At 68.8% G+C, this 11718-nt stretch carries 8 protein-coding genes and 2 pseudogenes; 4 read left to right on the top strand and 6 right to left on the bottom strand.

Translation table 11 applies throughout. From position 1 onward, the window contains the following. Positions 1-1017 (bottom strand): annotated as a pseudogene (locus KDH83_RS26030) (alpha-hydroxy acid oxidase); the annotation flags it as partial. A gap of 269 nt (positions 1018-1286) precedes the next feature. Between KDH83_RS26030 and thiM the strand changes: the two are divergent. Continuing rightward, on the top strand, positions 1287-2165 hold the full coding sequence (thiM, locus tag KDH83_RS26025; RefSeq protein ID WP_212320975.1) for a hydroxyethylthiazole kinase: 879 nt from the start codon (positions 1287-1289) through the stop codon (positions 2163-2165). A 135-nt stretch (positions 2166-2300) separates the two neighbouring features. Next, a complete protein-coding gene (locus tag KDH83_RS26020) occupies positions 2301-4403 on the top strand; it encodes a 5'-nucleotidase C-terminal domain-containing protein (RefSeq protein WP_212320973.1) in 2103 nt (700 codons plus the stop codon). A gap of 72 nt (positions 4404-4475) precedes the next feature. Here the strand turns inward: KDH83_RS26020 and KDH83_RS26015 are convergent, their stop codons facing one another. The 5 genes from KDH83_RS26015 to KDH83_RS25995 form a co-directional block, all read right to left on the bottom strand. Beyond that, the gene (locus KDH83_RS26015; RefSeq protein ID WP_212320971.1) at positions 4476-5234 is read right to left on the bottom strand and encodes an ABC transporter ATP-binding protein; all 759 of its coding nucleotides are present in this window, start codon (positions 5232-5234) and stop codon (positions 4476-4478) included. Further along, the gene (locus tag KDH83_RS26010) at positions 5231-6241 is read right to left on the bottom strand and encodes an iron chelate uptake ABC transporter family permease subunit (RefSeq protein ID WP_212320969.1); all 1011 of its coding nucleotides are present in this window, start codon (positions 6239-6241) and stop codon (positions 5231-5233) included. Before KDH83_RS26010 ends, KDH83_RS26015 begins: the two co-directional genes overlap by 4 nt. After that, on the bottom strand, positions 6234-7220 hold the full coding sequence (locus KDH83_RS26005) for an iron chelate uptake ABC transporter family permease subunit (protein ID WP_212320966.1): 987 nt from the start codon (positions 7218-7220) through the stop codon (positions 6234-6236). The genes KDH83_RS26010 and KDH83_RS26005 overlap by 8 nt, the downstream gene beginning before the upstream one ends. A 30-nt stretch (positions 7221-7250) precedes the next feature. After that, the gene (locus KDH83_RS26000; protein ID WP_249205362.1) at positions 7251-8123 is read right to left on the bottom strand and encodes a siderophore ABC transporter substrate-binding protein; all 873 of its coding nucleotides are present in this window, start codon (positions 8121-8123) and stop codon (positions 7251-7253) included. 92 nt (positions 8124-8215) lie between these two features. Then, positions 8216-10246, bottom strand: a complete 2031-nt coding sequence (locus tag KDH83_RS25995) for a ligand-gated channel protein (protein WP_212320962.1) — start codon at positions 10244-10246, stop codon at positions 8216-8218. A 214-nt stretch (positions 10247-10460) separates the two neighbouring features. Here KDH83_RS25995 and KDH83_RS25990 point away from each other — a divergent pair, with 214 nt between their 5' ends. After that, the gene (locus KDH83_RS25990; RefSeq protein ID WP_212320952.1) at positions 10461-11168 is read left to right on the top strand and encodes a response regulator transcription factor; all 708 of its coding nucleotides are present in this window, start codon (positions 10461-10463) and stop codon (positions 11166-11168) included. 2 nt (positions 11169-11170) lie between these two features. Beyond that, positions 11171-11718, top strand: a pseudogene (locus KDH83_RS25985) (two-component sensor histidine kinase); the annotation flags it as partial.

Genomic DNA, 11718 nt, shown 5'->3' with positions numbered 1-11718 from the left:
CCACTCCCGGCTGGCCGGCAGCCGCCAGCGGAAACAGGTAGTAGCGTCCCAGCCCCACGGCCTTGGCGCCCAGCGACAACGCCTTCAGCACGTGCGTGCCGCGCTGCACGCCGCCGTCCATCATCACGTCGATGCGGTCGCCCACCGCGTCGACGATCTCGGCCAGCTGGTCGAAGGCGCTGCGCGAGCCGTCGAGCTGGCGGCCGCCGTGGTTGGACAGCACGATGCCGGTGCAGCCGATGTCGGCGGCGCGGCGCGCGTCCTCGACCGACATCACGCCCTTCAGGCAGAACTGGCCGCCCCAGTGCGCGACCATCTCGGCCACGTCGTCCCAGGTCATGGACGGATCCAGCATCTCGGTGAAATAGCGGCTGATGGACATGACGCCGCCGCCCATGTCCACATGACCGTCCAGCTGGGGCAGCCGGAAGCGCTCGTGCGTGAAGTAGTTCAGCGCCCAGCCGGGCTTGGCCATGAACTGGGCGATGCCGGCCAGGTTGAGCCGGAACGGGATGGCGAAGCCGGTGCGCTTGTCGCGCTCGCGGTTGCCGCCGGTGATGCTGTCCACCGTCAGCATCATCACCTGCACGCCGGCATCCTTGGCGCGCGCCATCATGTCGCGGTTCAGGCCCCGGTCCTTGTGGAAATAGAACTGGTAGACCTGCGGCCCGCCGCTGATCCGGCGCGCTTCCTCCAGGCTGACGGTGCCCAGCGACGAGACGCCGAACAGGGTGCCATGCCGGCCGGCGGCGGCCGCCACGGCGCGCTCGCCGTCGTGGTGGAACAATAGACCGGCAGCGCCAGCTTCTGGCCCATCACGGTCACGGACATGTCCACGTCGGCCACGCCGCGCAGCACGCTGGGCACCAGGTCGCAGTCCTCGAAGGCGGCGGTATTGCGCGCGTAGGTGGTTTCATCGTCGGCCGCGCCGTCGATGTAGTTGAAGATCGGCCCGGGCAGGCGCCGGCGCGCCATGGCGCGGAAATCGTGAAAATTGTGGCACTGGTTCAGACGCATCGCGGGACCTTGGGACGGGCGTGGACGACGAAGGCGAAACCGGCGTGCAGCCATGCCGGGCGGACACATAGTGTAGGGGCTGCGCTCCCCGGACGGCCCGGACACGGCTGCGCGCCCGCCAACTTGACAAGCGCAGCCCCCGCTCGGAACATACCCTCCCAGTTCCGCCGCGCCGCCGCCCTCGCCTACACTGCCGCGCCCGCTCCGCGCGCGGCCTCGCATCCGCGGCCCGGCGCCCCCGGCCAGCCGCGCAACCAGGATCCGCCGGCATGGCTGACGCACGCAACGACCTAGACTCCCTCGCCCACACCTCCCGCGACCTCCACGCCGCGCTGCGCCGCGACGCGCCGCTGGTGCAGTGCCTGACCAACTTCGTCTCCATGAACTACGCGGCCAACGTGCTGCTGGCCGCCGGCGCCTCGCCGGCGATGGTGCACGCGGCCGAGGAAGCGCCCGAGTTCTCGCGCATCAGCGGCGCGGTGGTCATCAACATCGGCACGCTGTCGCAGCCCTGGCTCGACAGCATGCTGTTGACCGCGCAGGCGGCGTCGCAGGCGTCGGTGCCCTGGGTGCTGGACCCGGTCGCCCACCATGCGACCGCCTTCCGCCGCGACGCGGTGCGCCGGCTGCTGGCGCTGAAACCGGCCATCATCCGCGGCAACGCGTCCGAGATCATCGCGCTGGCCGGCGGCGCCAGCGCCGGGCGCGGCGTGGACGCGGGCGATCCGGTGGCGCAGGCCGAGCAATCGGCGCGCGAGCTGGCGCTGGCGCAGGAGACCGTGGTGGCCGTCACCGGCGAAGTGGACTACGTCACAGACGGACACCGCGCCGTGCGCATCGCCGGCGGCGATGCGCTGATGCCGCGCGTCACGGCGACGGGCTGCGCGCTGACCGCGCTGACGGGCGCCTTCGCCGCCGTGGCGCGGCAGGCCGCCGACAGCGCGGGATCGCGGCAGGCGCCCCGCGCCGCCGGCTCGCGACACGCGGCCTACGCGGCGGCGGTCGCCGCCCTGTCCTGCTTCGCCATCGCCGGCCGCCGCGCCGGCGCGCTGGCCGATGGGCCGGGCTCTTTCGCGTGGCGTTTCCTGGACGCGCTGGCCGCCTTGCGGCCGGACGACCTGGTCGCGGGATCGCCGCTGCGCCCGTGACCCTTCCTCACCGCGCATGACCGCCTGATGACGCCCGCATGACCGCAAGTTGCGGTTGCAACCGGGTCTTCCGTGTCATGGATGGGTCACACGGCGTCCCCAGAATTCGTCTCCTTCATATCCGGAGGAATGACGATGAAGCCCGCCCTGCGCAAGATCTTCGCCCTGTCGGCCAGCGCCGCCCTGCTGGCCGGCCTGTCCGCCTGTGGCAGCGACGATGACGACGATGACGCGCCGCCGTCCAACGCGCTCAAGGGCGCCACGCTCGATGTCGCCATCCTGGGGACGACCGACCTGCACGCCAACGTGCTGGGCTACGACTACTACAAGCTGGCCGAGGACAAGAGCTATGGCGTGGACCGCACGGCCACGCTGATCGCCGAGGCCCGCAAGCAGAATCCGAACACGCTGCTGTTCGACAACGGCGACACCATCCAGGGCACGGCGCTGTCCGACTACCAGGCGCTGGTCAAGCCGGTGCAGTGCACGGACATGATCGCCATCTACAAGCAGATGAAGCTGCTGGCCTATGACGCGGCCACGATGGGCAACCACGAGTTCAACTACGGCCTGCCCTATCTGTCGCAGATCACCAACGTGGACTTCGGCCTGAAGGGCATCGCCAAGGGCACGCCGCAGACCAATCCCGCCGGCGCCAAGGATTGCGCGGCGCCGGGCTTTCCCTTCGTGTCGGCCAACGTGGTGTCGGCCCAGAGCAAGCAGCCCATCTTCAAGCCCTGGGTGGTGCTGAACAAGACTTTCAAGGCCACCGATGCCGGCGGCAAGGCGGTCGATGTGACGCTGAAGGTGGGCGTGATCGGCTTCGCGCCGCCGCCCATCCTGCAATGGGACAAGGCCAACCTGGAAGGCCACGTCGAGGTGACGGGCTGGAAGGAAACGGCCGCGCGCTATGTGCCGGAAATGAAGGCGGCCGGCGCCGACCTGATCGTGGCGCTGGCGCATGGCGGCATCGACCTGAAGACGCCCTACAGCGCGTCCATGGAGAACGGCGCGGCTTATCTTACCCAGGTGCCGGGCATCGACGCGCTGATCACCGGCCACCAGCATCTGCTGTTCCCGGACACCAACCCCAAGTCGCAGTTCGCCGGCCAGCCTGGCATCGACCTGGCCAAGGGCCTGATCAACGGCGTGCCGGCGGTGCAGGCCGGCCAGTGGGGCAACAACCTGGGCCAGATCAAGCTCAGGCTCGCCTATGACAAGGGCTGGAGCGTGCAGAAGGACGCCACCCAGGTGCAGCGGATCTCCACGCGCCTGACCGCGCAGAGCGGCAACACGCCCGCCACCTACGTCGCGCCCGACGCGGCGACGCAGCAGCTGGTGCAGGTCGAGCACGCCGCCACCATAGCCTACGTCAAGACGCCGATCGGCGCGGCGCAGTTTGACATGTCGACCTACTACGCGATGGCCGGCGACGTGTCTGCGCTGCAGATCGTCAACATGGCGCAGATCGACTACCTGAAGGACTACATCGCCCGCAACAACCCGTCCTATGCCGCCCTGCCCATCCTGTCGGCGGCGGCGCCGTTCAAGGGCGGGCGCAATGGCCCCGGCGACTTCACCTTCGTCAAGCAGGGCAACATCGCGATCAACAACGCGGCCGACCTGTACCTGTATCCCAACACGCTGCAGGTGGTGCGCGTCAGCGGCGACATCGTGCGCCAGTGGCTGGAGAAGACGGCCGAGCAGTTCCGCCTGATCGACCCCGCCCAGGTGGCGCCGCAGGACCTGGTCGACACGACCTTCCCCACCTTCAATTTCGACGTGCTGTATGCCGAGGGCAATACGCTGCGCTACGAGATCGATGTCACCAAGCCGGTGGGCTCGCGCATCGCCAACCTGACCTACAAGGGCGCTCCGCTCAATCCCGCCACCCAGTTCCTGGTCGTCACCAACAACTACCGCGCCAGCGGCGGCGGCGACTTCCCGGGCCTGGCCGGCGGCAAGGGCGACATCGTGCTGCAGGCGCCGGACGCCAGCCGCGACGTGCTGATCAGCTACATCAAGCGCCATCCCTCGCTGGACCTGGCCACCTACGGCCTGGACCGCAGCTGGCGCTTCGTCAAGCTGGCCGGGCAGGCCGGGCCGGTGGTGTTCGCCTCGGTGCCGGGCACCCTGGCGATGGCCACGGCGCATGGCGTGGGCAACGTGTCCGTGCATGACGCCACGCCGGATCCGGTGACGCAGCTGTCGCGCTACAAGATCGACCTGACGCAATAGGCGCGGGCCGGCGGCGGACATCCGCCGCCACGGTCGGAACCGCCGGCTCCCATGCATGGGAGCCGGCGGCCTTCAACGGTAGTAGACGCAGATGCGCCGCCCGTCGATCTCGTGCACCGCGATCGGCAACGCGTACAGCCCGCTCAGCACCTCGGTGCGCACCAGTTCCTCGGGCGTTCCCTGGCAGGCCACGCGGCCCTGCTTCAAGGCCACGATGCGGTCGGCATAGCAGGACGCGAAATTGATGTCGTGCAGCACCAGCACCACGGTCTTGCCCAGCTCGTCCGCCGCCCGGCGCAGCGTGCCCATCATGGCGACGGCGTGCTTCATGTCCAGGCTATTCAGCGGCTCGTCCAGCAGCACGTAGCGCGTGTCCTGGCACAGCACCATCGCCACGAAGGCGCGCTGGCGCTGGCCGCCGGACATCTCGTCCAGGTAGCGGTCGGCCAGGGGCTCCAGCTCCAGGTAGTCGATGGCGCGGTCGACGTGTTCCTTGTCCTCCAGCGTAAGCCGGCCGCCACTGTGCGGATAACGGCCAAAGGCAACCAGGTCCCTGACCGTCAAGCGCAGCGGCAGGTGATTGTCCTGCCGCAGGATGGCCAGGCGGCGTGCCAGTTCGCGGCTGTCGGCGCGGGCCACGTCCAGGCCTTCCACCAGCACGCGGCCCTCGGACAGCGGCAGCAGGCGGCTGATCATGGACAGCAGCGTGGACTTGCCGGCGCCGTTCGGGCCGATGATGGCGGTGACGCCGCCGGCCGGCAGCGCCAGCGTCACGCCGTCGACCACCACGCTGTCGCCATAGCGCTTGCTGACGTTCTGGATATCGATCACCGGCGCCCCCTGCGCAATATCAGGGCCAGGAACACGATCCCGCCCAGGAATTCAATCACCACGCTCACCGTGGTGTTCAAGCGCAACACGCGCTCCAGCAGCGTCTGCCCGCCCACCAGGAACACCACCGCCAGCAGCATCGCGGCCGGCAGGGCATGCCGATGCCGGTCCGATCCCATCAGCTGATAGGCCAGGTTGCTGACCAGCAGGCCGAAGAACGTGACCGGTCCCACCAGCGCGGTCGACACCGACACCAGCGCGGCGATGGCCGCCAGCGTCGCCAGCAGCGTGCGGCGATAATCCACGCCCAGGTTCACGGCGATGTCGCGGCCCAGCGCCAGCACGTCGTAGCGGCTGCGCATGCGCCACAGCAGCAGCGACACCGCGCCCATGACGGCCAGCGCCACCGGCAGCAATTCCAGGCGCACCGAATTGAAGTTGGCGAACATGCGGTCCTGCAGCACCAGGAATTCGTTCGGATCGATCAGCCGGATCACGAAGCTGGACAGGCTGCGGAACAGCAGTCCGAAGATGATGCCCACCAGCATCATCAGGTGCAGGCTGCGCACGGCGTCCGCGAACAGCCAGCGGAACAGCAGGCAGGCGAAGGCCGTCATGACGCCGACTTCCAGCAGGAACGCCGCCACCGGATGGTCCGTGGCCACGGCCGCCTGTCCGAAGACATACACCACCAGCGCCTGGATCAGCAGGTAGAGCGCGTCGAAGCCCATGATGGCGGGCGTCAGGATGCGGTTGTGCGTGATGGTCTGGAACAACACCGAGGACACCGCCACCGCATAGGCCACGGCCAGCATGGCCAGCAGCTTGCCGCCACGGAACGGCAGGATGAAGGACCAGCCGCCCTGCGCGCCCAGCGTCATGAAGGCCGCGATGCAGGCGACGGCGGCGGCCGCCAGCAACCACAGGCGCCGCGCCTGGGGCGAGGCGCGCTGCGCGACGGCCCGTGGCGGGCGCGGCGCGGCGATGGCGGCGCGGGCCTCAGGCATGACGGTTCCTCCGTCCATGCAACAACCACAGGAACAGCGCGCTGCCGACCACGCCGACGACCGTGCCCAGAGGAATCTCATACGGATGGATCAGCAGACGTCCGACGATGTCGCAGGCCAGCACGAACACGCCGCCCAGGATCGCCACCCAGGGAATGGCGCGGCGCATGTTGTCGCCCAACAGCAGGCTGACGGCATTGGGCACGATCAGGCCCAGGAACGGGATGCTGCCGGCCGTCACCACCACGACGGCGGAAATCGCCGACACGATGAGCAGGCCCGCCAGCATCAGGCGCGCATGGTTCAGGCCCAGGTTGGCGGCGAACTCGCGGCCCATGCCGGCCACGGTGTATCGGTCCGCCGCCAGGTAGGCGGCGAGGGTCAGGCCCAGGCCGATCCACAGCAGTTCGTAGCGGCCGCGCAGCACGCCCGAGAAATCGCCGGTGGTCCAGGCGTGCAGCGATTGCAGCAGGTCATAACGGACCGCGACGAAGGTGGTGGCCGCGTGGATCACGCCGCCCAGGATCAGCCCGATCAGCGGCACGATGAAGGGCGTGCGCAGCGGCACGCGCCGCAGCAGCGCCAGGAACAGCAGCGTGCCGGCCAGGGCGAAGGCGGTGGCCGTGAGCATCTTGCCGATGACGGGCGTATCGGGCGCCACCAGCGTCACCACCAGGATGCCCAGCGTGGCCGATTCCACGGTGCCGGCCGTGCTCGGTTCCACATAGCGGTTGCGCACCAGCATCTGCATGATGAGCCCGGCCACCGCCAGCGACATGCCGGCCAGCAGCAGCGCCAGCGTGCGCGGCACCCGGCTGACCAGCAACAGGCGCCAGGCGCGCTCGGCCTCGGGGCCGCCGCGCAGCGCGTCGAACGACAGCTGTCCGGCGCCCAGGCTGACGCTGGCCGCGCACAGGACCAGCAACAGGCCCAACAAGGCCGCCAGCCCGGCCCAGCCGCCGGCGGGTTTCACCTGCATCCGCAAAGCGCCCTGCTCCCGGCCATGCCGCTACTTCGCCCCGGCCAGCGCGCGGGCGACCTCGTCCACGCTCTGCTGCATGGCATACAGGCCGGCGCTGCCCAGCAGGTACCAGTTGTAGTTGTTCAGGTAGACCACGCGGCCGTTCTTCCAGGCCTTGGTCGGGCGGATCAGCTCGTTGTCCAGCATGCTGCGGGCCGAGCTGCCTTCGCGGCCGATGGCGGCGTCGCGGTCGATCACGAACAGCCAGTCGGGATCGGTCTGGGCGATGAACTCATACGAGATCGCCTGGCCGTGGTTGGACACGCTCAGCCCGGCCGTGGCCGGTTTCACGCCAAAGGCATCGTGGATCACGCCGAAGCGCGAGCCCGGGCCATAGGCGCTCATCTTGCCGCCCGTGGTCAGCACGATCAGGCCGGTGCCTGCGGCGCCGGCCTTGCGGTGCAGCGCGGCGATCGAGGCGCGCAGGGCATCGATCTTTTCCTTGGCCTGCGCCTGCTTGCCGTAGATCGCGGCCAGCAGCTCGGCGTTACGGATCACGCTGCCCACCAGGTCCTTGGCGTCGACCGTCAGGTCCACGGTGGGCGCCAGCTTGGACAGCTCGTCGTACTTGGGCGCGGAACGGCCGGCCACGAAGATCACTTGCGGCGCGGCGGCGTGGATCACTTCATAGTTCGGCTCGAACATGCTGCCGACCTTCAGGTAGCGCTTGTCCGCGTACTGTTCCAGCTGCGGCGGCAGCTTGGCGGCGGCGGGCACGCCGGTGACGTCCACGCCCAGCGTGTGCAGCGTGTCCAGCACGGCCAGGTCCAGCACGACTGTCTTGCTCGGATTGGCCGGCACGGCGGTCTCGCCGCGCGCATGCTTGACGGGAATGGACGCGGCGCCGGCGGCGGCCGCCATGCCCAGGCCCAGGCCCAGGGCCAGTCCGGCGGCGGCGCGCGCCAGCAGGCGGCGGGTAGATGTTTGGTTGATGTGCATCGATTGCTCCTGGTTCAGAACTTCACGCCCACGCCCAGCCAGTAACGGCGGCCGTCCTCGACATAGCCGTAGTCGTCATAGCCGACCTGCTTGTCGAACAGGTTGTAGATGCCGGCGTAGACCGACACGCGCTTGTTGACCGCGTAGGAACCGCCCAGGTCCACGAAGGTGTAGGACGGCGCCACCACCGACGACGAGGACGGGCCGGTGATCGGCTGGCTTTCCTTGCCGCGGAAGTTGATGCGGGTCCAGGCCTGCAGCGCGTCCGACGCCTGCCAGTTCACGGTCGTGGTGAACAGGTGCCTGGGCAGCTGGTTCAGCGGCTGGCCCTGGTACTGGCCGGTCTTCTGTTCGGACTTGGTGAAGGTGTAGCTGCTGGTCATGGACCAATCGTCCGCCAGCGGCAGCTTCATGCTCGCCTCCACGCCACGGGAATAGGCCTTGTCCACGTTCATGTAGGTCGTGGGATTGGCCCCGAACTGGTTCGGCCCGTCGGTGCATTGCGACGCCGAGCACGCCACGCGCGTGATCTTGTCCTTGAAGTCGTTATTGAAGATGGTCAGGCCGGCGTTGAAGCCCGCGCCGTCGTCGTACAGGATGCCCAGTTCCTCGGTCACCGATTTCTCGGGCGTCAGGTTGGGGTTGCCGTACATGTTGCCGCCTCGGCTGACCTGGCCCCAGCCCGCCACGGTCTGGCGCAGGTCGGGCGAACGGAAGCCGGTGGACACGCCGCCCTTCAGGGTCCAGCGCTCGGCCATGTGCCACACGCCGTACAGCCGGGGGCTGAAGTGGGTGCCGAAGTTCTCGTCCTTGTCCATGCGCAGCCCGCCGGTGACGGCGAAGCTCTCGGTCAGGCGCCACTCGTCCTCGGCGAACAGCGCCCACTGGTAGCGCTCGACCTTGTTGGGGCCATTGGCCAGCTGGTTGCCGGTCTGGTCCTTCAGGCGCTGGTTCAGGTAGCTGCCGCCCAGCGTCAGCGTGTGCGAACCCAGCGGCAGGGTCCAGCTGGTCTGCAGGTCCAGGTTCTTGATCTTCATCTGCCGCGAGCGGTTGTCGAACTCTTCCTGCTGCACGTAGCTGTCCGACACGCCCCAGCCCCAGCGACCGGTGTGCGACAGCGCCCACTTGTTGCTGCGGTAGTCGGTCTCGGACGAGGCCGGGCAGCCCGTGCGCGGGCAGCGCTCGCCCGGCGCCAGCGGCGCGACGGTCTTGCCCAGCGTGTTCTGGATCTTCTGGCGGGCCGTGGTGGCCTCCAGCACGATGTCGTGGTCGCGGTTGGGCGTGAGCGCCAGCTTGGCCGTCACGCTGTTGGTGTTGCGCTTGCGAAAGCCGTCGTGGATGTTGTCTTCGTCGCGCTGCGTGGCGCGGCCATAGATCTGCAAACCCAGCAGGTCGTTCTTGATCGGCCCGGCCAGGTAGAAATTGCCCTGGTAGATGTCGCCCGACTTGCTGCTTTCCTGGATGGTCGAGTCCATGCGGATCTCGCCGCCCCACTCACCGGGCACCTTGCGCGTGATGATGTTGATCACGCCGCCCATCGCGTCCGAGCCGTACAGCGAGGACATCGGGCCGCGCACCACCTCGATGCGCTCGATGGCCGACAGCGGCGGCGTCCAGCCGCCCTCCACGCCCGAGGAATCGGAGTTGGTGCGGGTCTCGCGGGAGTTCTGGCGCTTGCCGTCGATCAGGATCAGCGTGTACTTGGCGCCCATGCCGCGCAGGCTGATGTCCTGGCGGTCGGCGCCGCCGGTGACCACCACGCCCGGCACTTCCACCAGCGCGTCGATCACGTCGCGGTAGAACTTCTTTTCCAGGTCCTGCCGCGTGATCACGCTGATCGAGGCCGGCGCGTCCTGGATCTGCTGCTCGAAGCCGCTGGCGGTGACCACCACCGTGTCCATCACCTTGGCGCGGTCCTGGCCATCGGCCCAGGCCGAGGCCGAAACGCCCGCTCCGGCCGCGCACAGCGCGACCGCCAGGCGGGTACGCAAGTGCGTGGGCGTGCCAATGGCGCGGCGCGATGCCGCGACTTGTTTGCTGCTCATATTCCTGATGCTCCCGTCCCAGGTGGACCGCCACGCCCCCGCGCGCCGGCTACCCCTGCTTCTTACGATTCATAATGAAAACTATTCTCATATTAAAATGGGAGGAATCCGATGGCGGCAATCCGCTTTCTGCAACTTTTATGTTCTTTGCACTTCTTGACGCTGCGGCACGGGGCCATGGGCCACACTGCCGGGTGCGAGAAGCACAACGCTCATGGCTACTTTCCTTACCCCGACGGCGCGCCGCATCCTGCTGATCGACGACGACGCCGAACTCGCGCAGATGCTGCGCGAATATCTCGAACCCGCCCATTTCCAGCTCGAACTCGCCCATACTTGCGAACAAGGCCTGCAACTGGCCAGCCAGCAGGATTTCGACCTGCTGCTGCTGGACCTGATGCTGCCCGACGGCAACGGGCTGGACCTGCTCAAGCAATACCGGCAGCGCTCGCGCCGGCCCGTCATCATGTTCACCGCGCACGGCGGCGAGACGGACCGCGTGCTGGGCCTGGAATTCGGCGCCGACGACTACCTGACCAAGCCCTTCAGCCCGCGCGAGCTGAAGGCGCGCATCACCGCCGTGCTGCGCCGCTTCGATGAAGTCCCCGAAGCCGCCCCGCCCGGCCTGTCGGTCGGCACGCTGCGCCTGGACCCGGCTTCCGGCCGCGCCCGCCTGGGCGCCGACGAGGTGCTGCTGACCGGCGCCGAGCAGCGCATCCTGGAAATCCTGATGCGCACGGCTGGCCAGGTGGTCGCGCGCGACCAGATCGGCATGTACGCGCTGGGCCGCGTGCCCGATCGCTATGACCGCAGCATCGACACCCACATCAGCAGCCTGCGCCGCAAGCTGCGCCTGGACAGCGACGGCGCGCCCGCCATCCGCAACCTGCGCGGGCTGGGCTACGTGCTCGCCGCAGCCTGACGATGCCATTGCTGCCCGTGCGCTCGCTATTCTGGCGGGCCTTCCTGACCTTCTGGAGCGCGATGGCGCTGATCCTGGTCTGCGGCATGCTGTTCACGGCGGCGGTCGCCTGGTATCGCGTGAACTCGCTCGATGGCCTGAATCCGGGCAGCCTGGCGCACGACGCCGCCCAGATCGCGCGCGCCGACGGCGCGGACGGGCTGGGACGCTGGGTCGCGGCCATGGACGCGCGCTACAGCGCGCTGAACATCTATCTGGTCGACGCCACCGACCGCGACATCCTGGGCCGCGCCTTGCCCGCGCGCCTGCGCGACTGGCTCAAGGACTATCGCGCCGCGCCGCCCGACCCGTTCCTGGCCTCGTCCGCCCCCTCGCCGGGCGTGCGCGTGTCCTGGTGGGATCCGCAGCTGCTGGTGCTGCCCGACGGCCGCGAGCTGCTGATGCTGTTCCTGCCCTTCGATTCCTCACACTGGGAATTGCTCGGCCTGGCGCCCGTCGCGCTCGCCATCCTGCTGTTCGCCCTGGCCGTCACGGCGCCGCTGTGCTGGGC

The organism is Achromobacter sp. Marseille-Q0513 (assembly GCF_018195695.1).
In the GTDB taxonomy this organism is placed as follows: domain Bacteria; phylum Pseudomonadota; class Gammaproteobacteria; order Burkholderiales; family Burkholderiaceae_B; genus Achromobacter.
This window is presented reverse-complemented; position numbering and strand designations above follow the sequence as displayed.